15 protein-coding genes are annotated in these 24,895 nt (G+C 69.5%); 6 read left to right on the top strand and 9 right to left on the bottom strand.

The window, feature by feature from the left end; translation table 11 throughout:
* Window positions 1-99: 99 nt before the first annotated feature.
* Window positions 100-1,554 carry a rifampin monooxygenase gene (rox, locus tag UIS43_RS07390; RefSeq protein ID WP_117198035.1) on the bottom strand — a complete coding sequence of 485 codons (1,455 nt, stop codon included), beginning with the start codon at window positions 1,552-1,554 and terminating at the stop codon, window positions 100-102.
* 533 nt (window positions 1,555-2,087) lie between these two features.
* Here rox and UIS43_RS07385 point away from each other — a divergent pair.
* Together UIS43_RS07385 and UIS43_RS07380 are read left to right on the top strand one after the other, a co-directional pair.
* Entirely contained in the window at window positions 2,088-3,053 is a 966-nt protein-coding gene (locus tag UIS43_RS07385) for a TIGR03557 family F420-dependent LLM class oxidoreductase (protein ID WP_071622346.1), read from the top strand.
* 166 nt (window positions 3,054-3,219) lie between these two features.
* Window positions 3,220-4,005 (top strand): DUF4253 domain-containing protein, encoded by a 786-nt coding sequence (locus UIS43_RS07380; protein WP_370012893.1) that lies wholly within the window; start codon window positions 3,220-3,222, stop codon window positions 4,003-4,005.
* A gap of 31 nt (window positions 4,006-4,036) precedes the next feature.
* Here the strand turns inward: UIS43_RS07380 and UIS43_RS07375 are convergent, their stop codons facing one another.
* Window positions 4,037-4,705, bottom strand: coding sequence for a restriction endonuclease (locus UIS43_RS07375; RefSeq protein WP_013153765.1), 669 nt, complete (start codon window positions 4,703-4,705; stop codon window positions 4,037-4,039).
* 225 nt (window positions 4,706-4,930) lie between these two features.
* On the opposite strand from UIS43_RS07375, the gene UIS43_RS07370 reads away from it, so the two are divergent.
* Together UIS43_RS07370 and UIS43_RS07365 are read left to right on the top strand one after the other, a co-directional pair.
* Window positions 4,931-5,917, top strand: coding sequence for a bile acid:sodium symporter family protein (locus tag UIS43_RS07370; RefSeq protein WP_071622345.1), 987 nt, complete (start codon window positions 4,931-4,933; stop codon window positions 5,915-5,917).
* Window positions 5,918-6,148: 231 nt separating this feature from the next.
* Window positions 6,149-6,403 (top strand): hypothetical protein, encoded by a 255-nt coding sequence (locus tag UIS43_RS07365; RefSeq protein ID WP_019608393.1) that lies wholly within the window; start codon window positions 6,149-6,151, stop codon window positions 6,401-6,403.
* Between the two features lie 25 nt (window positions 6,404-6,428).
* Here UIS43_RS07365 and UIS43_RS07360 read toward each other — a convergent pair whose 3' ends face one another.
* Both UIS43_RS07360 and UIS43_RS07355 read right to left on the bottom strand, forming a co-directional pair.
* Entirely contained in the window at window positions 6,429-6,626 is a 198-nt protein-coding gene (locus tag UIS43_RS07360; protein WP_370012890.1) for a hypothetical protein, read from the bottom strand.
* 507 nt (window positions 6,627-7,133) lie between these two features.
* A complete protein-coding gene (locus UIS43_RS07355; RefSeq protein WP_370012889.1) occupies window positions 7,134-8,003 on the bottom strand; it encodes an alpha/beta fold hydrolase in 870 nt (289 codons plus the stop codon).
* A gap of 163 nt (window positions 8,004-8,166) precedes the next feature.
* Here UIS43_RS07355 and UIS43_RS07350 point away from each other — a divergent pair, with 163 nt between their 5' ends.
* Window positions 8,167-9,711 carry a DUF4241 domain-containing protein gene (locus tag UIS43_RS07350; RefSeq protein ID WP_370012887.1) on the top strand — a complete coding sequence of 515 codons (1,545 nt, stop codon included), beginning with the start codon at window positions 8,167-8,169 and terminating at the stop codon, window positions 9,709-9,711.
* Between the two features lie 158 nt (window positions 9,712-9,869).
* Here UIS43_RS07350 and UIS43_RS07345 read toward each other — a convergent pair whose 3' ends face one another.
* The 5 genes from UIS43_RS07345 to UIS43_RS07325 form a co-directional block, all read right to left on the bottom strand.
* Complete coding sequence (locus UIS43_RS07345; RefSeq protein ID WP_370012886.1) at window positions 9,870-12,146, bottom strand: DUF262 domain-containing protein; 2,277 nt, start codon at window positions 12,144-12,146, stop codon at window positions 9,870-9,872.
* 42 nt (window positions 12,147-12,188) lie between these two features.
* Window positions 12,189-14,297 carry a UvrD-helicase domain-containing protein gene (locus UIS43_RS07340; RefSeq protein WP_370012885.1) on the bottom strand — a complete coding sequence of 703 codons (2,109 nt, stop codon included), beginning with the start codon at window positions 14,295-14,297 and terminating at the stop codon, window positions 12,189-12,191.
* 291 nt (window positions 14,298-14,588) lie between these two features.
* Window positions 14,589-15,521 (bottom strand): serine/threonine-protein kinase, encoded by a 933-nt coding sequence (locus UIS43_RS07335; protein WP_370012884.1) that lies wholly within the window; start codon window positions 15,519-15,521, stop codon window positions 14,589-14,591.
* 99 nt (window positions 15,522-15,620) lie between these two features.
* Window positions 15,621-20,306, bottom strand: a complete 4,686-nt coding sequence (locus UIS43_RS07330) for a DEAD/DEAH box helicase (RefSeq protein ID WP_370012882.1) — start codon at window positions 20,304-20,306, stop codon at window positions 15,621-15,623.
* A gap of 12 nt (window positions 20,307-20,318) precedes the next feature.
* Window positions 20,319-23,561, bottom strand: coding sequence for a hypothetical protein (locus UIS43_RS07325; protein WP_370012881.1), 3,243 nt, complete (start codon window positions 23,559-23,561; stop codon window positions 20,319-20,321).
* Window positions 23,562-24,010: 449 nt separating this feature from the next.
* On the opposite strand from UIS43_RS07325, the gene UIS43_RS07320 reads away from it, so the two are divergent.
* Window positions 24,011-24,871: a hypothetical protein gene (locus UIS43_RS07320; RefSeq protein ID WP_370012880.1), complete on the top strand. Its 861-nt coding sequence runs from the start codon at window positions 24,011-24,013 to the stop codon at window positions 24,869-24,871.
* Window positions 24,872-24,895: the final 24 nt, after the last annotated feature.

Genomic DNA, 24,895 nt, shown 5'->3' with positions numbered 1-24,895 from the left:
CGGTCACCGCCGCGAGCGCCCCGGCAGGTTTCCACGGCGCGACGCGCGCCCGCAACCGGTTTTCCCAGGTGCGGGCGCTGACGGGGCCCGGAGGCGCGCTCAGCCCGCGGCGGCGCCGAACCACCTCGGCAGCCGTTCGAGCAGCTCACGCTGGTCCCCACCGGCCCAGGCCACGTGGCCGTCCGGCCGCAGCAGCACGGCGGGCGCGCCCAGCTCCTCGCAGGCCCCGCCGGTGTCGACGACGTGGTCGACCCGGTCCGCCCAGCCCGCCACCGAGAGCCGACCGGTCCGGTCGAGCAGCAGCCCGCGTCCGCCGTGCGTCAACTCGTAGAGGCGCCCCCGCGTCAGACGGATGTCGCGCATCCGCCTGCCGAGCAGCGCGTGCCCCTCGCCGAAGTCGTAGCGCAGGTCCGTCGCGGTGACGAGCCCGGTCACGTACCGGTTCACCTCCTCGAAGTCCATCAGCCTGCCCAGTAGCCCCCGCAGCGCGACCGCGCCCGGCTCGGTGCCCAGCAGCACCATCTGCGCGCGGGTGTTGTCCAGCACGGCGGCGGCCACCGGGTGCCGTTCGGCGTGGTAGCTGTCCAGCAGCCCCTCCGGCGCCCAGCCCCCGACCTCGGCGGCCAGCTTCCAACCGAGGTTGAACGCGTCCTGGACACCGAGGTTGAGCCCCTGCCCGCCGGTCGGCGGGTGGACGTGCGCCGCGTCCCCGGCCAGCAGCACCCGGCCGACCCGGTAGCGCTCGGCCAGCCGGGTGGCGTCGCCGAACCGGGACAGCCAGCGCGGCGAGTGCACACCGAAGTCGGTGCCCGCGTGGGCCCGCAGCTGCCGCCTGAACTCCTCCAGGGTCGGCGCGCTCGTGCGGTCCTCGGCCACCCCGTCGGCGGGCACGATGACGCGGTACACCCCCTTCCGGTCCCCGTCTCCGCTCGTGAGCGGGGCGAGGCCGAACCGCAGATGGGTCCTGCGGACCCGCGCGACGACGGCGGCGATCGACTCCGGATCCTCGGTCGCCTCCATCTCGCCCAGCAGCGTCTCGACCCTGGCGGGCTCGCCGGGGAAGCCGACTCCGAGCAGCTTGCGCACCGTGCTGCGGGCGCCGTCGCAGCCGACGAGGTAGCGCGAGCGCAGACGCGTGCCGTCCGCCAGTTCGACGCTCACCCCGTCCTCGTCCTGGCTCAACCCGACCAGCTCGTGGCCGCGCCGGACGTCGGCGCCGAGTTCGAGGGCGCGCTCGTCGAGCAGGCGTTCGGTGACCGGCTGCTCGATGGCCAGGCCGTACGGGTGGGCCGTGTCCAGCCCGTCGGGCCACGGCTTGGTGATGCCGCCGAAGATGCCGCCGACCCGGAACTTCCTCCCGGCCGCGAGGAACCGCTCCAGCAGACCGCGCTGGTCCATCACCTCCACGCTGCGCGTGTGCAGACCCTGGGCGCGGGCCTGCCGGGTCGGCTCGGTGAGCCTCTCCAGCACGACCACGCGCACACCGTGCAGCCGCAGCTCGCTGGCGAGCATCAGGCCGGTCGGTCCGCCGCCGACCACGGTCACGTCAATCATGGATTCCCCGTTCAACGAGATCGCTCTCCACCGGCCGTTCCGCGTGTTCTGTCGGGGCGCACGTCCGCGTTCCCGCGACGGGCGCCTGTGAGAGCGCCACGGTCCCCACCAGTGCCGGGACGTCGGTACGTGATCGGTGCGCCGACAACGGCACACGCTTTTCGCACGTCCCGAATTCGCGCGGATTCCGGTTTCGAAGGGAAATTGTGCGGCACGACCTGGGTCTTGCCGCAAGCCCGGGGGTGCGCTATAGATTGATAATGGCAGGAGACGTTTTCCCCTCTCCGTTGCTTTCCGTGATCGTCTGACTGCTTTTCCGTGGGCGGCTCCGCGCCGCGCCCCGCCCGGGCCTGCGGTCACACGGTCCTGACCTGGCGGCGGGTGTGTCGCAACCTCCTCGCGACCCCGGACGGTAGTTGTATGGGTGCCCTGGGTGAATGGTGTCCGGGGTCCGCAGCGCCCACCGGTCCGGTCGGGGGCGGGCCCCTCCGGTGCGCGGGTCGGCGCCCGACACCACCGAACAGGGGAGACGCATGCAGATCGGGTACAAACTGGCGGCCGAGGCCTTCGGGCCGGAGGAACTCGTCCGGCAGGCGGAGCTGGCCGAGCGCGCCGGGTTCGACTTCGTGGAGATCAGCGACCACTACCACCCCTGGCTGGACAACCAGGGCCACTCACCCTTCGCCTGGACCGTGCTCGGCGCCATCGCGACCAGGACCGAGCGGATCGGTCTGGCCACCGGGGTGACCTGCCCGACCGTGCGCTACCACCCGGCGATCATCGCCCAGGCCGCCGCGACCCTGGCCCTGCTCTCGAAGGGCCGCTTCGTCCTCGGCGTCGGCTCCGGGGAGCGGCTCAACGAACACGTCGTCGGCCAGGAGTTCCCCGACGCCGTCCAGGTGCGCCACCACATGCTGCGCGAGGCCCTGGAGATCATCCGCCTCCTGTGGGGCGGCGGCTACCAGTCCTACGAGGGCGAGTACCTGCGGCTGGAGGACGCCCGGGTGTTCGACCTGCCCGATGAGGCGCCGCTGATCGCCGTCGCCGCCAGCGGCGGGCAGTCGGCCAGACTCGCCGCCGAACACGGCGACGGGCTGTTCGCCACCGAGCCCAAGTCCGCGATCGTGCGGGACTACCGCGACGCCGGGGGAGACGGTCCCCGCTACGCCGAGGTGCCCATGGCCTGGGCCCAGGACGAGCACACCGCCGCGCGGGCGGCCCTGGAGACCTCCCGCTGGGCCCTGACCGGCTGGAAGGTCATGAGCGAGCTGCCCAACCCGGTCAACTTCGCGGCCGCCACCACCACGGTCCGGGAGGAGGACGTGCTGGGGCACTTCGCCTGCGGACCCGACCCCGAACGCTACGTCGAGGCCGTCCGCAAGTACGTCGACGCCGGCTTCGACCGCCTGGTCATGCAGAACGCCGGGCCCGACCCGGACGGGTTCGTCGACTTCTACCGGCGCGAACTGGACGGACCACTGCGCGCGCTCGCCACCTGACCGGCCCGTACGCGCCGCTCGACCGACAGGGACGAACCGGAGGCGGTCCGCGTGTCGCCGCCGTGTCCGGAGCCGGAGCGGTCACGCCCGCCGCGCCACGACGGGGAGCGGCGTGGGCACGCCCACGCCGCCGCGAACCGTCACCGGGGACGCCTACGATCGCGGCATGGACGACCCCCAGAAGACGCTCTCCGTACAGCTTCCGCCCGGACACACGGTGTCCTCGGAGGACGGCACGCCGCTGCTGTGGCTGAGCCACGACTCCGCGCCGGCCGGACTGTGGTCCGAGCTCCTGGCCGAGCACCACCGTTCCGGACTGTGGCCGCTGCTGCTGGAAGGGATGTACGGGGACCCGGTACGGCCCTGGGAGTCCCAGGAGCTGTTCCCCGACCAGATCTCCTCACCGGGAGACCACGACCCGGCGGAACTGCTCGCCCGGTGGTGGAGACAGCACGCCTCCGGCGAGGAGGCCGATCCGGGCAACGATCCGCGGTCGACCACCGCTCCCTACGGGGCGTCGTGGCCCGGCCCGGCCCCCGCCGCGGACGTGCCCGAGGGAGCGCCCGAGCGGACCGCCGCCGAATGCGCCGAACTCCTCGTCGAACACGTGCCGGGGATGCGGATGGGGCTGGTCCCGGCCGCCTCGGGCGCCGAGGCCATCGCCGCTTCCGGATGGGCGGGGCCGCTCAACTACGACAACGACACCGCCGTGTTCGCGGCCGTCGTGGCCGACTGGGAACGCCGCTTCGGAGTGCGCGTGCTGGGCATGGGGTTCGCGAGCCTCACCCTGGCGGTCGGCGCCCCGCCGACCGACAGCGGGCAGGCGCTGCGCGTGGCGGCCGAGCACTTCGCGTTCTGCCCGGACAACCTCTGGCAGGGTTCCCACCGAGACCTGAGGGCCTACGCCGAGATACTCGTCGACCGTCCGGTCTGGCAGTTCTGGTGGGACTGACCGGGTACCTCGGCCGCCGGGAACGGGGCGGTCACGCCGGAGGCGGTTCGGGCGCGCCCGAACCGCCCATCCACCGCGCCAACCGCTCCCGGTCCACCAGGGTCATGTACCCCTCGCCCTCACGGGCGGCGGCCTCGGTGAAGCCGTTCGAGGCCACGAACACCCCCCGGTACCCCTCGTAACTGGTGGCGAGGACGCCGAGGAAGGCGCGGACCTCGTTCGGGGGCACCGGGCTGTTCCACCGCTTGCACTGCACCACCACGGCCTGCCCGTCCGGTGCCCGGCCCAGCACGTCCACCCCTCCGTCGTCGGCCCCGCCGACCACCGTCACGGCGGTGTAGCCGTGCGTGCGCATCAGCCCCGCCACGTGCTCCTCGAACTCCACACCGGTCATCCGGTCGACCTCCGACAGGTCGACCCGCGCCACCCGCCACTTCTCCCGGGCCAGGCGCAGCCGCATGCGGCACCACCACAGCAGGGCCGCCACCCCCAGCGCCGCCACCGCCCACAGCAGCGGCCGCGCCGAACTCTGGGCCACCCACGCGCCGACCATCAGCGCCACGACCAGGCCCAGCACGAGGGCGTACCGGTGGCGCCACACGAACCGCCACTCCCGGGGGCCTCTCCGGCCCTCGTCGGGGTACGTCATGTCGGGGTACGTCCTGTCTTCGGTCGCGTCGTCCGGGGAGATGTCGGTCATGGACTGCCTCTTCCCCGTCCGGACGGTTCGTCACCCGCCCCGGTGGCGGTGCCCTGTGGGGAACGCCACGGCGCGGAGCCGTTTCCGGTCCGGGACCCGCCCTGACCACCGCTCGCACGGAACGCGGGGACTACCATGGCCGCGCGGCGGCCGACCCTCGCGGCGGCGACCGTCCGGGGAGCGGTGCTCCGCCGCCCCCGGGTACCCACGGGAAGTAGTCCTTCGATGTCAGTTCTCACGCGCGTCGCCGACTTCGTCGGCAGGTGGTTCGCCCTGCTGGTCCTCGCCGGAGGGATCGCGGGCCTGGCCGCCCCCGGGCAGGCCGCCCTCCTCGCCCCCTACATCTCCCTGCTGCTCGGGGTGATCATGTTCGGCATGGGGCTCACCATGCGCCCCGTGGACTTCGCGATCGTGGCCAGACATCCCAAGGCCGTCGTCCTCGGCGTCCTGGCCCAGTACACGGTCATGCCGCTGCTGGGCTGGGGGATCGCCCACCTCCTCAACCTGCCGCCGCTGCTCGTGGTGGGCATGATCCTGGTCGGCTCCTCCCCCGGCGGCACCGCCTCCAACGTCATCGTCTACCTCGCCCGCGGCGACGTGGCCCTGTCGGTGGCGATGACCTCGATCTCCACCCTGCTCGCCCCGGTGCTGACCCCGCTCCTGGTCCTGGCCCTGGCCGGTTCCACCCTGCCCGTCGCCGCCGGCGACCTGTTCGTCTCCATCCTCCAGGTCGTCCTGGTCCCGGTCCTGGCCGGACTGCTGCTGCGCATGGCCGCGCGACGGTTCGTGGAGAGGGTCCTGCCCGTCCTGCCGCTGGTGTCCGTCCTCGGCATCGTCGTCGTGGTCGCCGCGGTGGTGGGCGCCAACGCCGACGCCGTGCTCTCCTCCGGCCTCCTGGTCGCCCTGGCCGTGGTGCTGCACAACTCCCTGGGCCTGACGCTCGGCTACCTGCTCGGCGTGGTCACCAAGCTGCCCGAGACCGCCCGCCGCGCGGTCAGCGTCGAGGTGGGGATGCAGAACTCCGGTCTCGCCGCGGCCCTGGCGACCGCCCACTTCGCCCCGCTCGCCGCCCTGCCCGGCGCCCTGTTCTCGGTCTGGCACAACATCTCCGGCGCGCTCGTGGCCACCTACTGGGCCCGCCGCCCGCCCGCGGACGTCCCGGCCGAGTCCGAGCCGACGGGGAGCGGCACGGAGGGCTCGACCGGGGCCTGAGCCCGCCCCGCCTGTTCCCGCTCCGCCCGCGCCCGCTTCGGGCGCGAGCATGCTGCGGGACGCGGCGGGCGGCGCTCGGGTTCGTTCCCAGAACGCGTGTCTCCACCCCACCGACCGAACCGGTTACCCGGGCACAACAAGGTTCACACGTGCAGTCCCTGGCCTGAACCGGACACCTCTCCTTACGTGATCGACCCACCACGCAAGGCCACGGCTGTCAGGCTGGTCCCCATGCCCGAGCGACACCGTCGGTTCCTGCGCCCCTGCTCCGGACTCCTCGCACTCGCCCTCACCGCCGCGCTGGGAAACCCCCACGTCCTCCTCGCGCCGTGCGCTCCTCCCGCGCACACCACGCCCGTCACCGCACCCGCCGCGGAGGCCGACCCGCGCCGCAAAGCCCTCCGCGACCGCGTGCGCGGCCGCTGCCCGCGCCCCCGCAGGCCCGAACGCGGGATCATCCCGCACCCCCGCTGCTCCTACGACTGACGCACGCGCCCCTTTCGCAGGGGTCTCATGGTTCCGGGGGCGCGCTCCGGCGCAACCACGCCCTCCTCAGGAGCGCGGTGCCCAGGCCCAACGCGGCCTGGGCGAACACCAGACCGAATCCGAGGCAGAAGAGGTTGACGAGGACGAACCCGAGGATCGACGTGGTGACACCGCTTCCGAGCCCCGCGTCCGCGTAGGCGCGGTCCTGCTCCGTGGTCAGCATCCAGGACGGCTCGCCGGGGACGAGGCGGGCCGCCTCCGGCGGCCGGGCTCACAGGGTCCCGACAGGTACAGGTGGACACCGGTCCGCACGGGACCGTCGTCCGCGGAACGGAAGACACCCAGGCACAGCGAGCCCCCATCCGAGAGGGGCACCGACTCGGTGACCTCAAGGACGCCCTCCTGCCCGGCCCAGCCGTAGGCGGCTCCCAGAGCCCGCAGCTCATGGCCTGAGAACCGCACCGACACCGGGATCAACGCGCAGGCCAGCGCCGCGCTGGCCAGGAACACGACGAACGCCTTCCCCGGTGACAGAAGTCCGATGTCTCCCGACCAAGCCCTCCGCCAGCCCATGCGCCCCTCCCCGCCGCCTCCGCTCCGCCGGGACACGGCCACCCCTTCGGACGCGCGGGGCGGGCAGCGGGTTCGCCCGCGCCGCAGGGCTTCTCCGCCCGCGCCGCACGGCCCGACGCCGCCCCGCCCCGCGCCGGACCGGATCCGGCGCCGGGCCTCAGGCACCCTCCGTCAGGACACGGCGCAGGACGGCGGCGAAGGCGTCGGGGTCGCCCTTCATGCCGAACTCGCCGCCGAGGAAACCGGCGTGGTGGCTGGGGAAGGTGACGACCGCCGTTCCGAGCCGCTCGGCCACGGCCTCGGCCGCCCGGTTGCACAGCTCACCCCCGCTCTCGGCCCCGGCGCCGACGACGATGCGCGTCGACGCCGCGCGCAGCCGGTCGACGTCGTGCTGGAAGTGGGTGCACGGGATGAGCTGCCCGAGCATCGGGTCGTCGCGGGAACCGTCGTCCTCGGCGGGCAGTCCGAAATCGGCGGGGTTCGGAGCGGGCCGGCCGGTGAAGTCGCCCGGAATCGGCCCCTTGTGGTTGATGAGCGCGAGGAACTTCGCCATCGCGGGTCCCAGGCCGTCGCGTTCGTACGTTCGGCGGATGTCCACGCTCGCGGCCAGCGCCTGTTCCCGGTCCGGCAGCACCTGGACGGCGGGCGGTTCGTGCGCTACGAGAGTGCGTACCTGCTCCGGATACCGGGCCACCAGGACCAGGGCGTTGACGGCGCCGCCGCTGCTGGCGAAGAGGTCCACCGGCCCGGCGCCGAGGGCCGAGACCAACCGGTGCAGGTCGTCCGCGTGCTCCTCGGGTGTGCCCCCGGCTCCGCCGTCGGCGCGCTCGCTGCGCCCGACCCCGCGGGGATCGTAGGTCACGACCGTGCGGTCGGTGAAGTGCCGGGCCAGGGTGGTGAACCCGCTGGCGTCCATCGGAGAGCCGATTAGCAGCAGGACGGGCGATCCGGCTGACGAGCCGCTCCGAACGTCGTAGCGCAGAACGGCGCCCGGCACGTCCAGGGTGTGCGTCTTCGTCTCTGTCATCAGGTGTCCTCTCCGAGAACGCTGTCGTCTCCTGCCCATAGTGACCGTCCGGAGTGACAGAACTCATCGGCCCGGGTTCAGGTGCGGATGAGATGTGCAGAAAACGTCATCCGTGTCCGTTACGTTCTTCGTGCACATCCCCCCGAACACGAGGAACGCCCCCATGCCGACCACCCCCACCCCGCTCGAAGTCGTCTACTGCGAGGGCTGGAACCCCGCCGCCACCGCGCCGGTCGGCCTCCTGGACACGGCGACGGCACGCGCCCGGGACGGGGCCGGTGAACAGTACGCCGTCCTGGTCCGCACCCCGGACGCGGCACCGCTCGTCCTCCTGGAGATCTCCTGGGCCGACCGGCACTGCGGGATCTGGCTGTTCGACGCGGAGGGCCGCTGCCACACCCACCACCGCTACACCCGCGCGGAGGGAGACGGAGAACTCCTCCTCTCGCACGGCTTCCAGTGGAACCAGCCCCCACGGGGAGCGATGCCGGACCGGCGCGACGGCTGGACCGTCAAGGTCGAGACGCTCAACCGCGAGCGCGGCCTCTACCGGTACCAGACGCAGCACGGCGGCGGCCTGATGTCGGTCAACCGCGCCCCGGACCCGGAACTGGCCCGCGTGGTCACGCTGCCCGCCCCGCCGTTCGGGGACTGGGTCGCCCTCCTACGGGCGCACCCCGTCCTCGCCGAGGGGGAACTCCGGCTCAGCGAGGCCGCGGTGGAACCGGGCGGCGCTCCCGTGGCGGCCCCCTGGACACCGCCGCGTCCCCTCGCACCCCGGCGTGTCGACGACCTCTTCCGTCCCGGAACCCGGTTCACGAGCTCCTGGTACCCCGGGACGGGAACGGTGGCCGTCCGCGACATCGGCACCGTGAACCTGCCCACCGGACGGGTCATGGTCTACGACCCCGGCTCCCTGTCCTTCGCCAAGGACACCGAAGCCTTCACCGTGTCCCTCCCGCCGGGGGAGCACCCGACGCGCCTGTCCCTGCTCCACCTGGGGGAGGACGGCGACGAGGAGACCACGTGCGTCATGGCCCTGCGCGTGGACGTCCGGAGCCTCGAAGCATTCCCGGTCGCCTCCTGGGAGATGGCCCTGCGTCCGGGGCAGGACCCGCACGACCTGGACGAGGACCACTTCTACGGCGTCGGCGTGGACGGTGGGCAGATCGGTATCACCGACGCGGCCTGCCTGCCCTACTTCACCGGCCTCTTCGACGACTTCCGAGCCTACGAGCGCATCTTCCACGGGCTGCACGAGGAGGAACTCCAGGCGATCAGGGACAGGGAGCGGCTGTGGCAGGAGACCGCGCGTGCGCTGATCGCCCGGCCTGAGTTCCGCCCCGCCGTGCGCGACGCCTTCATGGAGGCGATCGGCCTGTCTCCCGACGATGAGCGCTATGACCAGTACCGGAGCAACCACAACCTGCTCCGGCTGGCCCACGCGGTGGCCAACAGCACCGATCCCGACCTCGCGGCGCTCGATGACCCCGTCCAGCAGGCGCGGGACACGAGCCCGTGGTCCCGGCGGCTCCCCGACCCGAGGACCGGAGGCGACCTGACCGTCGTCCCGAGCGGCTGGGGAGACGGCAGCTATCCGGTCTGGATCGGCCGCACCGAGGACGGCCGAGTCCGCTCCCTGGTGGTCGACATGCTCGTCCTAGAGAGCGCCGAGCCGGTCACGGCCGGGGAACCCACCACGCCCTGAGCTCCGTCAGTACTGAGGAGGAGGTGCCCCGACACGGGCGCGCCCCGCCCGGTAAGGTCTCCCGCGCGGTCGACGCCCCGCGCACGGGCGCCGACCGGGTGCGCCGGACGGAGCCTCCCGTCCGGCGCACCCGTCGTCTCCACGCGGTTCCGACCGGCTCAGACCGCGTCGAGGAAGCGGTACCCGAACTGCTCCAGCCGGGCCCGGGCCCGGGTCAGTTCCTCGTCGGTGAACAGCGGCGAGAACTCCGGGCGCAGCACCAGCGCCTCCACCGTCAGGTCCAGCCGTCCCCGCTCCCACAGGTTCGCGAACCCGTCCGAGACCGCCGGGGCGTTGAGCAGTTTGCGCGCGGTGCCCAGCGGGCCCAGTTCCGAGAGCATGCCCAGGAAGAAGGCCGCGGTGTAGTCGGCCTCGGTCTTGGCCCGTTCGTAGACCGACAGCATCGCCCGGCCGAAGTCGGCGGTCACCGGGTCGGAAGCGGGAACCTCCTCCACCGGTTCCTCATCGCTCTCCCCAGCCGCGTCCTGTCCGAGCCGGTCCACGAAGCCCAACAGCGCCTCCGCCGACGTGAACACCTCGTAGCCCAGTTCCTGGAGCCTGCGCAGGTCGGCCTGGTCCGGGTCCAGTTCCAGCACCACCGGCTTGCCCATCCCCTGCTGGAACCCGTCCGGCCAGAACGCCTCCGCCTCGGCGATCACCGTGCCCCGCTCCGGGTCGTTGATCTCCGTGTCCAGTTCCGGCTCGGCGAAGTCCAGACGCCGCAGCGCGTCTACCATCTCCTGGATCTGCACTGATCGCGCGTCGTCAGGCACGGTGCTGACCATCCGCACCGGTCGCAGCGGCTCCTCGGAGGCCGCCGTCCGCGCGCTGTCCCCGGACACCAGCCCGGCCAGGAAGTTCTGAGCCGCCCCGGCCAGCAGTTCCCGCCGCGCCTCCAGGAAGTCGGGGTAGTTCTCCACCTTCCACAGTTCCGGGTCCATCGGGATCCACTGCGAGGCCAGCGTTCCGGGGTGGCGCTCCTCCACCTCGGCGAAGTACTCCTCCGGGTCGCGACCGGAGATCACCAGGTTGGTGTCCTGGGTGAGGAAGCAGAAGTTGGCGATCGCATTCACTTGGCGGTTGTCGTAGCGCGCCGCCTTCAGCACCTTCTTGGGGAAGACGTGGTGCACCTGGAGCGAGGACAACTTGCCCAGCATCTCCGCCTTCAGCTCCAGACCGCTGCCGAAGTCGCGGGCGCCGTGCACCCGGGTGAGCATGTACAGCAGGGGGTAGAACCGCGATCCCCGCGTCGCCCCGGCGAAGTCGTGCGGGCGCACCTCCAGGTTTCCTCCGCGCCACCGGGCCAACCGCTGGATGAGCCCGTCGACACCCGACTCGGCCACCGCGTCGTAGTCCAGTTGGAGGAAGGTCTCCGTCGAACCGGCGTAGCGGCCCCACAGAGCGCTGTGTACGTACCAGTACAGCACCTTGTCACGGTGTGCCGCGTCGCTGAACCTACCCTCGTTGAGCTCCAGCAGGCGTGAGACGGCTGGGAAGGAATACCGGCTCATCAGTACCTGCTCATGGTCCAGTCCGAGCCGCCCTGACACCGCGTCCAGGAAGGTGCCTACGTGGTCGACCGACTTCTTGAGTGCTGCGGAGAACTGGTCGGACTCCACGTTGTCCAAGGCGGTGAACAGGGCCCGACCGGTGGCGACCGCCGTCACGTTACGGAGCAGCCAGTCCATGCTGAAGGAGAAACCCGCCTTCTTCCAGGCGTCGATGCTCTGATGCATGGTCTCGCGGATGCCCGGCTGCACCGCGCACCGCCGGGCCAGGGCCAGGTCACCCTTGGACAGTTTGGTGCCGCCCGAGTTCACCCGGTTGAAGATCTCCACCACGTCGTCGACCGTCTGGTCGGCGCCGGTGATCTTCTCGTAGTGGAACTCCCGATCCACGACCTGGCTCAGCTGGTTGAGCCGTTTCAGGTACAGGTTGGCCTTCTGCTGGTCATCGGAGAACCGGGTGAGGTAAGGAACCGGTCCCTGGCCGAAGAGTTCGGTGACGTCCACCCACAGAGGGTCGTCCTTCATCTTGCTCGGCTGATAGAACGTGAACCTCTCGTTCTCCACGTTGAAGTACAGGCCGCTGAAGGCCTGTGCGTTGCCCTGGAAGAACGCCGGAGCCTCGCCGCGGATCACGCCGTACAGAGTGGTCACACGCTGCTGGCCGTCCAGCAGCAGCAGGCGCGTACCCGCACCGGCCGCCACGCCCTGCACAGCCTCCTCCGCATGAGTGGTCTCCCACATCAGCAGGCTGCCCACCGGGTGGCCGAGGTAGACCGAGCGCATCAGCCCGCGTACCTGGTCGCGGTTCCACACGTAGCCGCGTTGGAACTCCGGAAGCAGGATCGTCCCGTTGTCGATCTGGTCGAGGAGCGTGGACAGTTTCGCCATGAAGGGTCGTCTTTCTCGTCTCTGAGGTCTGGGGAACGGGATTCAGGGGGTGAGAAGCGCCTCGACGAAGGGGCTGGGCGTCCCGTGCCAGCTCACATGCAGCTGCTCCCTGGCGCGCGTGCACGCCACGAACAGCAGGCTGCGCTCGCGCAGCAGATCGCGGGTGTGCGCCCCGGGGTCCTCGTCCGCGGGGGTCACGTGCTTGGCGAGCGGAAGCTGGTCACCGCCCACGCCCACCACCGACAGGCAGCGGAACTCCAGGCCCTTCATCCGGTGCATGGTGCCCACGGCGACCGCGTCACCCGCCTTGCTGTTCTTGGACAGCGCGCGTGCCGTGACACCGGCCTCGGTCAGGGCCGCCACGGCCTGCTCCACGCTCCGGTTGGAGCGGGCGGCCACCCCGATCTCCGAGGGCAGGACCCCGGCCTCGGTCCAGGAGCGCACGGCCTCCACCACGTGCTGGAGCTCCCGTTCCCATGTCACGAAGCCGGAGAGGACGGGGTCGGCGCCGCGCATCTCCGAACGGCAACCGGCCACCGAGTCCAGACCGCCGTCCATGTCGTCCACGGCCTGCCCGTGCATCAATCCCAGGCTCCAGCCGAGGATCTGGGCCGTGGTGCGGTAGTTGACGCGCAGTTTCGATGACCGTCCACGTACGTTGACGCCGACCTCGGCGAGGCTGACCTGCGGGCCGTAGATGCGCTGGTGGGTGTCGCCGGCGATGAACAGGTCGTCGGATCCCTCCGCGGCCGAGGCGCGCAGCAGGCGCCACTGCCCCGGGTAGAGGTCCTGGGCCTCGTCCACCACCACGTGGTCGAAGGGCTTGTCCACGCGCTGTTCCAGCAGCCGCGCCGCCTCCTCGACGACCGTCTCGTAGGTCCACAGGCCCTGGGCGGCCAACTGGTCCTGGAAGGCCTGTACCGCCTGCCACACCTGGGCCTTCTTCGCCGCCGAGAGCCCGCGGCCCCGCCCGGTGCGCTTGGCCGCCAGGTACTCCGCGGCCGTCTCCACCCGGCGGGCCAGCACCACCTGCCGCCACTCCTCGGCCAGGAAGGCGGGCGGCAGGTCCAGACCCAGACCGTCGAGCACCTGTTCCCACAACCGCCGCTCCCGCTGTGGACTCAGCAGTTCGGGCAGGCCGTGCTCCTCCCGGAAGACACGGTTGGCCAGACGGTCCACGTGCTCCACACGCACCCGCTCCAGCACGGTCGGTGCGTCTCCCGTACCGTCGGTCTCCGCGAGCAGCCGCAGGGAGCCCTCCAGGGAGTCGGCCAGAGTGGAGGTGAAGGTGGTCAGCAGCACCCGGCCCCCGCCGCGGGCCAGCCGGTGCGCCCGGTGCAGGGCCACCACGGTCTTGCCCGTGCCCGGGCCGCCGCTGACCCTGGCCGGTCCGCGGTGCGAGGCCTCCACCACGGCCCGCTGCGCCGGGTGCAGATAGATCCGCCACAGGTCGAACGGGTGCTCCAGGGCGGCCATCAGCTCATCCGGGCCCTCGACCAGGAGCACCCGGTCGGAGCTGCGCCGGACCGCCGCGTCCAGGTCATCGGGGTCGATCTCCTCGGAGATCGCCGAGCCCAGCTCCGCCCACACCTCCTCGGGGGACATCCCCGCCGCCAAGCCGTACAGCACGTCCCACTGCACCGGAGGCAGCAGGCCCCGGGCGGCGTCGAGCTGGAAGGGGGCCGTGAGCACGCGCGCCAGGGGCAGAGTGTGCTCGTCGATGCCCAGGCGGCGCAGGTCGGCGTCCCCGACGTGGTCGAAGAGGCGCTCGGGCACGGACGCGGCCATGCGCTTCATGTGCGGGATGCTGGCGTCGAGCGCCGCCACGTCGCGGATCTCGATGCCGCCCGTGGCCATGTTCACCGACGCCTTGCGGCGCTTGGCCCAGTCATAGGCCTCGTCGTGGCCGAGGACGCGCAGAAGGGTGTAGGTGTCGCCCTTCTCCGGTGCCAGCACCACCCCGCGCCAGAACTGGTCGATGCGGATGGTGCGGAAACGGTCGTCGCGGGCTCCGGTGATCTTCTCCAGGTGCAGACCCGCGTGGGTGGCGTTCTCGAACTTGCCGAACACCTCCCCCACGCGTTCGCGGACCGGCTTCTCGAGTCCGGCGAACTCCTGCAGGAAGTCCCGGTGGAGGGCGAGTCGTGCCACTGCTGCTTTCCTAGCATCGTCAGGGGGTGTGGTCGGGGAGGGTCACGAGCCCGCCTTCGAGGATGCTGGAGACCTCACGGGCACACACATCCGACACACCTGGCCCGCAGCGGGCGGTGGCGTCGCGGTGGAACGGTGCACGGGGGCGGCACATCCTCGGGACGGGCGGAGGGGCTGGGGCTGTGCGCTTCCTACGCTAGTTTCCCCCGCATCGGAAGACGCGTGGGCACGAGTTCCGGTTGTCCAGTCGTTACACGGATCGGCAGGTCCCACCGAATCGGAGAGCTGTTGTCACGGCTGACCGAAGACGCGTCCCAACGCGGTGCCGTACATCCGGTGTGGACTGGGCAGCGACGGCGGGTGCAGGACTCCGGGCAGCGGTTCGAGGCCGGTGACGAAGCCGATCAGGCGCCCGTACACCTCGGTGGCGTCGCGCGGACGGTCCTCCGGCTTCTTCTCCAGCAGCGCCGTGACGACGTCGCAGACCTCCCGCGGTACGTCCGGACGTAGCGATCGCACGTCGCGGGGCGTTTCGTTGACCTGCTTGGACGCCAGACCGAAGGAGGTGGAGGCGGAGAAGAGCCGCTGTCCGGTGAGCATCTCGTACAGCACGCACCCCAACGCGTACAGGTCGCTGTGCGCCGTGCTCTCCCCGTTCAACAACTGCTCGGGAGCCATGTACGCGGGCGTGCCGGGGGTGTGCCCGGTCCGGGTGATCTGCGACATGTCGGGACGCCCCAGCGCCACGGCCAGCCCGAAGTCGAGCACCTTGACGCCGCCGTCGGGCTCCAGGATCAGGTTGGCGGGCTTGAGGTCGCGGTGCACCAGGCGGGCCCGGTGGGCGACGCTGAGCACCGAGCACACCTGCGCGGCCACGCACGCCGCCCAGCCCACGGAGAGCCGTTCCTGCTCGGCCACCAGGTCGTGCACGCCGATGCCGTGGACGCGCTGCATCACCAGGTAGGGCAGTCCGTCCTCGGTGCCGGTGTCGAACACCGCGGGCACCCCCGGGTGCTGGAGTCCGGCGGTGATCCGCGCCTCCCGGCGGAAGCGGCGCACCATGTCGGTGTCCTCGACGCCGTCGGGGAAGTGGAGGAACTTGACCGCGACCTCCCGGTCCAGGCGGGTGTCGTGACCCACCCAGACCTGGCCCATTCCGCCGCGTGCGAGCGGTGCCGGACCCAGCCTGTAGCGCCCGTCCAGGAGGCGTTCCGCGCCGGTCATACTTCCAAGCTCTCCCGCCCGCCGGGGTTTTGGCCCGACGCTACCGCAGCCCGACGGTCGGGCGCACTTCGACGTGGAAGTGCGCCCGACCGGGGCGCCTCAGACCATGAGCAACTGGTCCAGCGCGTGCAGGGCGTCTTGACGACGCAGCAGGTCGTGCACGTTCTGGTTGCGGTAGTTGCGCAGGCACCCGTAGCAGGAGGTCTCCGCGCCGCAGTCGCAGTCGTGTACGCGCGCGTGTGCGGCCTGCAGCACATCGGGAAAACCTTGGGCGATTCGCACAGCACCTCCGGCCCCTCCCGGGACGGTGTCGAACAACACCAGGCTCTTCTGCCCGCGGTCGCTGTGGAAAACCGTTCCTCCGATGTCGTCGCGGCTGATTTCCAGTGCGGCCGAGGCCCCCTCCAACAGCGCGTAGAGCAGGGACTGGCGTACCTCCTCGTCCACCGTGCCCAGATTCAACGGCCCCTCGAACGCTACCGACAGCAGGTCGGTCTCGTACTGGTGTCCCAGGGAACGCTTCTCGGGACGCCCCTGGCACGGCTGCTGGGTAAGAGGCCTGTTGTGCGATGCCGGAGGGCGGTTGGAAGCGATTGATTCACCCCACCCGCACCAACGGCACAGGTAGTACCCGCCCCCGTGCCGCCCTTCGGAGACGGCGATCAGCTGACCGCGGCTCCCAGCCTGGCACCTGGCCTTCCCTCCTCCCGCCGTCGGCCACGTGTACTCCTCCGGCTCCGCGGCCAACTTCCGCACCTGGGTGAATCCGTGCCACACGCGTTCGGGAGGGGTGGTCCCCGCGGCGTATGTCTTGCTGTCCGCCACGAAGCCGAACTCGGGGATGCTGTACACACTCGGTGCCCTGCGTGGTGCTTCTCCGCATGCGGTGCACACCGGTTCCAGCTTCTCTGACGAGTCCTCGTAGTGGCCGCAGGTCTCGCACAGGCGGTAGTGGAACTCCACGAGTTCCTTGCCTGGCATCCGGTACACCCCGGCAGAGGTCCACCGCTTGCCTCCTGCGACCACCTGGGCACCGGGCGCGTATTCGTGGATCGCGGTTGTCAGGTCACGCGCCAGTTCCAGCTCCGCTCCCACAACGTCCCCGGTGTGGCTGGTGCGCAACTCCACGGTGTCCACAGGGAAGCCGTACTTGGGCAGTACGTTGCGGGTGGCGAGGAAGTTCAGCAGATCACGATCCCGGATGGTCCTGACGGTCTTGGCGAACTGCTGGGCCTGTCCGTACCGCTCCTTCTCGGCGGCCTCTCGACGGCGTTGGTCCAGGTGGTCGATGTCATTGATGACTTCCTGCCGGATCTCTTCCAGCATGTCGGTGAGCACGGTCGCCCACGCCCCGTTCCCAACGCCTAGCTCCTTGGAGACCTCTTCGGGAAGGACTCTCAGCAGTGCGTCGGTGACCTCCTGAGGCACCGGATCCAGGAACTCGGTTACCCGGTGCACCGGGGCTTTCTCTCCTTTGGGATGGAAGAATGCACCCACCTTCGACCAGGTCTCTCCGCCATTCAGTGCCCAGTGCCGGAGGAACGCGGCGAGAGCCACCGAGTGCGCGTGCCTGCGGTCGATCCTCTCGTTGGTCAGCGGGACGTAGGGGGTGGGCATATTCCCGCTGATCATCTGTTCCGGTTCCTGGTAGCGGAACATGTCGTGCGAACGGCGCTGCGCGTGGGTGACCACCAGCGCGGCGGAAGCGGCTCGTCGCCCGGCACGACCCGACCTCTGCACGTAGTTGGCGGTGGTGGGCGGCATGTTGCGCATCAGCACCGTCTGGAGTTCGCCCACGTCCACTCCCAGTTCGAAGGTGGTGGAACAGGACAGGGCGTTGACCGAACCCGAGACGAACTTCTGCTGCACCTCCGCGGCCTTCTCGGACGACCATTGGGCTGTGTGTTCCTCGGCTCGGAGTGGAACGGGATTCAGCTCCTGGTAGAGGGCGCGATAGTGGTCACCTCCTCTGTCGAGTTCCTCGGCCCGGACGGGATCCAGGGTGCCGTCGCAGTTGACGGTCGTGCACACACCGCGCACCGACACCGGATGTATGCGCATACAGGAGCCACATCGGAACACCGTGTCACCTCGGCCGACGAGGGAAATCTGTAGGTAGGTGTGATCCACCTGGCGAGTGGGTCCCTCCAAGCGGTTCCGGCTTCCCCGTTGCGCCAGCCAGCCGTCGGGGACGTCGCGCAGGAACTCCCACACCTTCTGCAGTGCTAGCCGCGGTTCAACCTTGGTGTCGAGACGAGTGAACAGGCGCTCCATGTAGTTGAGGCGGCCGTTGGTCCGTGCGGTCGGTGACCAGCTGAGCACCTTGCGCCTGCGATCGGAGCCGATGTCGCGCATGGTGAACGGGCCGAGCCTGGGCGCGAAGTCCTCGTGATCGGGCGGTACGTTTTCGGGCATGCTGAGCACTCCCTGCTGGCGGGCGCTGCGCACCAGCTCCCCGAACAGGTTCCACGCCTCCTCCTCCGACAGGCCCAGGAAGTCGGTGAACGCCTGCGGCACCTCGGCGCCTCGCGGACGCGTCAGTTCAACCCGGACGAGCCCGCGTCCCTCCAGGCTCTGGCGGTCACGGTTGGAGACCAATTCGCTCATCACCCACGGGCCGACCTCGTTCGTCTTCGTCAGGTGAGAGGTGCGGTCCTTGAAGTACTCGGCCCGGGTCGCGGCCTTGACCGTGGCGTCGACGACATCCTCCACCGACAGGCCACCCTCGACCTCGCCCAACCGTTGTATCCCCTGCATGATGAGGCGGCGCCGGAAAAGCCCCTTGTAGGTGTTGCCGAGGTAGGGAGCGAAGAACGCCGCTGTCTGGCGGCTGTCACTGAACATCAGCAGCTTGCGCCCGCCACCAGGTTGGTCCGCCACCCGTGGATCCGCGTCCTCGGGAAGCGACTGGTACAGAGCGGTGGCCACCACCGCCACGGCCGCCTCGTTGCCGCTCTGGAAGCGCAGAACGGTGTCCTTGCCCAGAGCACCGCAGTTCAGGCAACGCTCGGTGGCGGTACCGCGGGAACTGATCCGCTGTACCTCACGCAGGGAACGTCCCGGACAGCCCTCGACACACGCGTTGTGAGGGCTGCTGGAGAGCGAACCGCATGCCGTGCACAGGTACTCGCTGTACAAGGAGACCTTGGCCGCCTCCTCACCCAGGATCTCCTCGTCATCGTCCACCACGTCCACGGCGGACCCCAGACGGAGCCACACCTTCTTCTCGTGGACAGAACGCTGAGGAAGGAACCGCTTGGGTCCGCTTCCCTCTTGGTGTACAGACCCCACCAGGTAAACATCCCCGCAACGGCGGCACGATCCCAGCTCGAACGTCGGAGCCTGACACTTCTCACAACTCTCGTGTCTGGCAAGGGACAGATGCGGCTCGTCACCGTCTAGGCACGCGAACGCCCCGTCGGTGGCCCTGGTGAACAGGTGGTAGCGCGCCGACAGCAAGGGATTGCCACTGGTGTCGTGGACACGACTGCCCAAGGCCACCAGTGCCGCGAGGACTTCGGTCTGATCGCGGGGATCCAGCGGTTCCGGATCGTTCGCGAACACCTCAGCAGCGAGGTCTTCCAGCGTGCGCGGGCCTCGTGCCAGAGCCTCGCGCATCATGCGCATACGTGTCTCTCCCGCTAGGAGCACCGCCGGCTCACCCGGTTCCACACCATGGAACGCGGCTATCCCGCGCAGGGCCGACCCCGGATCCTCCGCCTTCGTCAGTTCCTGGTAGATCAACGGGGGAAGCGGACCCCATGCGGAGATGTCCTTGGGAGAGCGGCGTGTGGCGGTCACCAGGTCCTGTCGGCCGTAGTCGTCACTGTCCCATTCGAAGGGGGCCTCGAACAGGTTTTGGGCGAACGTCGTGACTTTGGCTGGGTCATCACCGACAGTGGCGCTGGTGGCGATGCACTGCAACTCCTGGCCGCGGGCGACTCGATCGCGTAGACGCCGCAACAGCATGGCGATCTCGGCTGCCTTGGCACCGTCGTAGACGTGTGCCTCGTCCAGGGCGATGAACCTCCACTGCCCGGCGTGCACTCCCTCGAACAGATCCAGGTCCGCGGGGCGCAACAGCAGGTACTCGAGCATCGCGTAGTTGGTCAGCAACAGGTGAGGCGGGTTCTCGCGAATCCGCTCCCGGCTGATCAGCTCGTTGGGCGGGGGCTCGGTGCCGTGGACCTTACGGAACTGCTCCAGGGCGTCCCGTTCCCGCTCCCGGGTTTCCCCGGTGTAGCGGCCGAAGGTGATGTGAGGGCTGTCGGTCAGCAGTTCCTCACGCAGCCGCTTGAGCTGGTCGTTGGCCAGTGCGTTCATCGGATAGAGCAGGAGCGCTCGTACCCCCGGCTTCAAGGTGCCTTGTTCGCGCTCCTCCTCCAGGGCGTTGAGGATCGGTACCAAGAAGCTCTCGGTCTTTCCCGAACCGGTCCCGGTGGCCACGACGAGGTTGCGTCCGGCTTTGGCCTTGCGAATCGCCGTCTCCTGGTGGACGTACAGGCGGCGGTCAAGGCTGATGCGAGGCCCGCTGGGAGAGGCGAAGCCGGAGGAGAGCACACCCTCCTCGATCAGCTGGCGCGGTGTCGCACCGGTGGCGTAGGGCGGCGTGACCTCCAGCAGCGGTCCCTTGCTCAACAGGGGGCTGGTGTCGATCTGTTCCCGCAGTGCTGCATCCAGCGCCGGGTCACGGAGCGGCATGAGTGAGCGCAGGTAGCGCCTGTAGGTGGAGCTGATCAGGTCACTGACCTCGATCGGGTTGATCGCGTTGGCGGGAGTGGCCATGGTCTCTGCTTTCTAGTGCAGCTGGGCCCGTTCGAGTCCGGTGATCGTGAGCTCTGCCAGCACGAGGTCGATGGTGATCAGTTCCGGCATGGCCCGCGCCAGGTCGGACCACAGAGGGCGGTACTGGTTGTCCATGTGGACGCTGGCCGCCGGACGCGGTGGACGCGCTGCCAGACGGGCGTTTACTGCCAGGGCCAAGGAGAGCGCCGGAAGCTTGCGGGTGGATTCGGGGCAGAGCGCGCTACGGTGGGCCAGGAGCTGGGTGAGGGTCTTGGCGGAGCGTGTGTCCTGGTGAGCACACATGTCGTGGATCCTGGAGAACACGTTCGTACCCTGCTCGGCCAGCTTCTTGATCAGGGAGGCGTCGAGGTGGGTGGCGCGTTCCACCGCCAGCCGCTCCACCGCCGAGTCGAGGAGACCGATCCGTGACCTGGGCGCGCAACGGAGTGCTTCGAATAGTTCCTGGTTCGCCGGGGACACACCGACGTGTTCGCTGGTTGTTTGTGGTGTCGGCCGGGGCTTGGGCACCCCCCGGAGCAGGAAGTCGGCTGTGGGGCCGCACCGCCTCACCACCGCTTCGCGGACTGCGGTGTCCAGAGCGGAGGACGGGGACGCCATTCTGATCGCATTTCGCGACAGCAGAGCCGCTGCCACGGGGTTGTGCTCCCACAGAGCAGTCAGCTGTTGCTCGTCGGTGCGTGTCTGGGGCAGGGTGCTCGCCGCTCCGCACAGGATCAGGGCCCACACCGCCGAGGTTGGGGTGTGGGAGGCAGCCGCGTAGTCCGCCACGGCTCCTTCCGGGGCCAGGGCAATCCTCTCCAACAGGGCGCAGAGCCGATTACGTATCTCGGCGGGCGCGTCGGGTCCCAGACGGGAGAGGGCCGACCACACACGTGCCGTGTTGGCGCCGCCCAGCACTTGGGCCAGAGAGACACGGATGCTCCTGCCGCTCAGGTAGGTGCACAGGAGGTCTTCCTCGTGGTCACCGCTGTTGGGACGCCCCTGTATGTCGCAGACCAGGATGGTGCCATCCTTCGATTCCGGCCAGACCGGAGGGCGTGGGGAGGCTGTCCACGGGTCGTCAATACGGAGAAGGATACGTATGGAGCCGCCGATTTCGAAGTGCTCTTCGGTGGAGATATGGCCGTCACGGACGGGAAGTACGACGGGATCGCGCCAGGGTGCGTGCTCCTGGTACAGAGTGGCGACGAGTTCCGCACCGGCTGGTGTGCCGTACAGCCGTATGCGGTCGTCGTCCCCAAAGAGTGCCTTCGAAGCCAGCGGCTCGGGACGAACGTGCGCGACCCGGCATGTCCTCCCGTCGATCTGTAGTTCGACGGTTACCTCGTGGTAGGCCTGCGCCGCCTCGGTGAAGCGGGGTAGGGGGAAGGCCAGGATGCTCCCCTGCTGACTGCGAGGCTGTTCCCTTTGGACAAGGTCCCCTTCGGGGGAGAGCAGCATCAGTGAGACGTTTCCCCAGTTGGTGTCCCTGTCCGAGCGCCGGATCAACAGATCACCCTGCTCACGCAGATCTTCGGGAATAAGTGTGATTGCTCCGGCACGCCAGTGGTGCTCTCCCGTGCCGGAGAAGGCCATTTGCAGGTAGGGGGCTTCTACCTGGAAAGAGAACTCCCCGCGGGGCCCTTCGAATCGAACGGGGTGGTCCGTTCTTCCGGGACCGTAGCCGAGTGCCCCGTCGGTCCCCTTGAATTTCTTGGGCCACGTCAGCCGGGTGCGCGCGGGTTCCAGCCCAAGGCTCTCAAAAAGACGCAGACGGGGCTCGTGAGAAACCGTCACACTCTCGGCCAGACTGAAGTGCCACTCGTGGGGCTTCTCATTCGGACGTTGGGCACGCAGGGTGAAGGAACCGACCTGGGGGTGGGGAAACGGCGCCAAGGGGTCGATCGTGGAGTCCTTGGCGAGCTTGTGGAAGGTCAGAGGCTCGGCGGCCTCCTTGTCCCGTGCGAAGACCTGGACCGTCCACCCGGTGGCGCCGACGGAGGGCGGGGACACCGCGGGGCGCGTGGCGTAGACCGGTTCTCCCCAGGAGTCCCTTGTTCCCGGCAGCATGTTGGAGAACGTCACGTCGGGAGGTGGGGCTGATGCACTGGCGACGTGGTGGACGAGGCCCTGACCGGAGCCGAACCAGCTACCGGGTGGAAGGTCCACCAGCGATGCCTCCCACCAGTACCAGCTGTGGGCGAGGTCTTCCTGCTGGACGACCGACGCTTGGGCGGACAGGTCGAGTGAGGCGCGAGGGTGAAGTAGCCACAACGTCTGGGGGAGGACGTCGCGGTCGAGTGAGACCGCTCTGCCCTGTCGGGTGAAGGCGAGTAACCTCTCGTCTTCGGCCCGGATCGGTCCGTATGACCTTCTCTCCCCGTCCGCTCCGATGAGGTGGGTCTCCTTGAGGGGATCGCTGAGGGTGAGGACGGTCGGAAGAACGCTCCGCGCGCGGTCGGTGGGAGCAAGCTGTTCCGTGTTGTCGGGGGTTGTCGACCACTGCGGGGGGAGAACGAGGTGGATCTCCCTCTGCCCTGGTGCGAAACGCAGGTGGGGGCCATCGGTATGCGCCAGGGGTTGGAGATCCTTGTTCTGGTAACGAACCAGCGCTTGGAGGGCCGGGCGTTGGAACCGTTCGGGAAGACCGGCCTCTGCCCAGGCCCTTCCATCGGAGGGGTTGGAAGCTAGACGGTCGAGCAGGTCGACGCAACGGTCCAGTGTGCGTTCGGCTTGTTCCCTGCTCTCTCGCAGGAAGGTGCGTGCGGGCACGTCAAGCGAATCCATGCGTCGACTGACCTCGGAGACCCAGTCGAAGAAGTGATCGGTGTGGGCGGTGGTGAACTGCTGCCGCCATTCCAGGAGCAGATTGAACAGGTCGTCCAGGCAGTAGGTCGGCACCCCCGCGTGGAGAAGCGCGGCGTTCACGTACTTCTTCCTGGGCATGGCCAGAATTTTTCCGAGATCGGCGTCCAGGCCGGTAAGTCTCAACGACCTGACGAACTCCTCACCCCACATCCGCCGCTTCTGGTGCGGGCCGGGAACACCGAGGAACGTCCACAGGTCCTCCCAGAAGAGCCCCTCGTGGTAGCTGTCCACGGCGACCTTCACAGTGGCCATGACGGTGCAGGCAGGCCAGCGTTCCACGGTTTCCTCGCCTGTGCCGCCCAAGTGCCAGGAGAAACTGCGCCCGAGCGCCCGGGCGACCGCGGTGAGGTCCTTGGTGGAGGCGTCGACCTCGAAGACCCGTCGCACCCTCTCCAACTCGGGGCGCCAATGGCCCTCCCATTCTCTGAGCAGCTCGTATTCCTCGGTCAGCGGATGGCCTCTGGCCGAGGGCGCGCGTGATTGGGGGGACACGGCCGTTCTCCAAGGGTTGATGGGAGAGGGAAACGGGTTCAACCTGGCAGCATCACCAAACTATGACTACCCTGAAAGCGTTGTCAACGGATGGGATTGACTACTAGCTGTGCGCTAATGGTTTTTGTGCGTGATTGAAGAGAAGAAGGGGGCGACGAGAATCCGATAACCGTCTGCTCTCCTCCCTGCTCCGAAACACCGATTGATGCAGGCCCGCGTCCTGTCGTCGGCGACACGGAGCCCACGCGGTCACGGCCGGACTGTCCACGAGAACGGAGAAGAACACCATGGCAGACCCCCGAGGCCTCGCCCGTCTCATACGGAACCCTCGTCCTCGAACCTGCATGCGCTACCTGTCCAACGGCGTGCGCTGCGCCAACCCCACCGACCACGCCGACGGGTGGTGCCGGGATGACGACTGTCCCGGCTATACCACGCCCGTTCCCGATCCAGTCCGCTTCGCCCGGAGCGGCCCCCACTACAACGCGCCGGTGAACCCGGAGCCGCGCCCCCTGGACTCCTACGACATCGCGACCCTGGATGTCACCCGGAGCGCCGTCGACGCCTTCCTGGAGGCCCACAGGGGCTTCACCCGTGCCCAGGCCGAATCCGCCCTCAAGACGATGGTCGAGGACTTCACCGCCATGGGCTGCTGGAGCCGGAGCGGGGGAGGCTGGCTGAGCATGGCCGCGAGGGGTTACTACGCGGTGATCACGCCGGACTTGACTGCCGTGGCGGGCTACGGCACCAGCCATGCCGAGCGCACGTGGGCTCAGGTCAAGGCAGGTGTTCCCTCCCGCGGGGCCGCTGAGCGCAGAAGGCGCCAACGTCGGCGACGGAGGGAGCGCCGATGCGCGTTCCTGGAGGCCGTCGGTGCCACGATCACCGATGAGGAGGTGGAGGGTGAGTGGTTCACGGTCATCACCGCTTCCGGCGGTCGATGTGTGCGCCTTGGCTGCGCCGGGCCTGTGGAGGTTCTATCCACCGCCAGTTGGCATGATGTGCTCCGACAGGCCGATTACGAGCTAAAGCTGGGTATCCCGATTCCAGACGAAACGGGATCCGGCGACACCGCCAGGGAGCGGCCGTCAACACCCCTCAGTGGCCGGGCCGCCGAAGAGGCCTCCGGCGTGGTCGAAGTGCGAACGGCGGCTGACCAGGCAGAACACCGCGAGGGCCAGGCCCGGAGCGTGGACGAGGTATAGGGGCTCGCGTGACCAGCGGCCGCA

This window comes from Nocardiopsis sp. LDBS0036, assembly GCF_041228755.1.
GTDB classification, from domain to species: Bacteria; Actinomycetota; Actinomycetes; order Streptosporangiales; family Streptosporangiaceae; genus Nocardiopsis; species Nocardiopsis dassonvillei.
This window is presented reverse-complemented; position numbering and strand designations above follow the sequence as displayed.

Excerpts from the sequence above, each read along its gene's own strand:
- UIS43_RS07320 (WP_370012880.1), top strand. The coding sequence starts at position 24,011 with ATGCGCTACCTGTCCAACGGCGTGCGCTGCGCCAACCCCACCGACCAC.
- UIS43_RS07345 (WP_370012886.1), bottom strand. The coding sequence starts at position 12,146 with ATGGCGAAACTGTCCACGCTCCTCGACCAGATCGACAACGGGACGATC.
- UIS43_RS07385 (WP_071622346.1), top strand. The coding sequence starts at position 2,088 with ATGCAGATCGGGTACAAACTGGCGGCCGAGGCCTTCGGGCCGGAGGAA.
- UIS43_RS07365 (WP_019608393.1), top strand. The coding sequence starts at position 6,149 with ATGCCCGAGCGACACCGTCGGTTCCTGCGCCCCTGCTCCGGACTCCTC.
- UIS43_RS07355 (WP_370012889.1), bottom strand. The coding sequence starts at position 8,003 with ATGACAGAGACGAAGACGCACACCCTGGACGTGCCGGGCGCCGTTCTG.
- UIS43_RS07350 (WP_370012887.1), top strand. The coding sequence starts at position 8,167 with ATGCCGACCACCCCCACCCCGCTCGAAGTCGTCTACTGCGAGGGCTGG.
- UIS43_RS07370 (WP_071622345.1), top strand. The coding sequence starts at position 4,931 with ATGTCAGTTCTCACGCGCGTCGCCGACTTCGTCGGCAGGTGGTTCGCC.
- UIS43_RS07335 (WP_370012884.1), bottom strand. The coding sequence starts at position 15,521 with ATGACCGGCGCGGAACGCCTCCTGGACGGGCGCTACAGGCTGGGTCCG.
- UIS43_RS07375 (WP_013153765.1), bottom strand. The coding sequence starts at position 4,705 with ATGACCGACATCTCCCCGGACGACGCGACCGAAGACAGGACGTACCCC.
- UIS43_RS07360 (WP_370012890.1), bottom strand. The coding sequence starts at position 6,626 with ATGCTGACCACGGAGCAGGACCGCGCCTACGCGGACGCGGGGCTCGGA.
- UIS43_RS07330 (WP_370012882.1), bottom strand. The coding sequence starts at position 20,306 with ATGGCCACTCCCGCCAACGCGATCAACCCGATCGAGGTCAGTGACCTG.
- UIS43_RS07380 (WP_370012893.1), top strand. The coding sequence starts at position 3,220 with ATGGACGACCCCCAGAAGACGCTCTCCGTACAGCTTCCGCCCGGACAC.
- rox (WP_117198035.1), bottom strand. The coding sequence starts at position 1,554 with ATGATTGACGTGACCGTGGTCGGCGGCGGACCGACCGGCCTGATGCTC.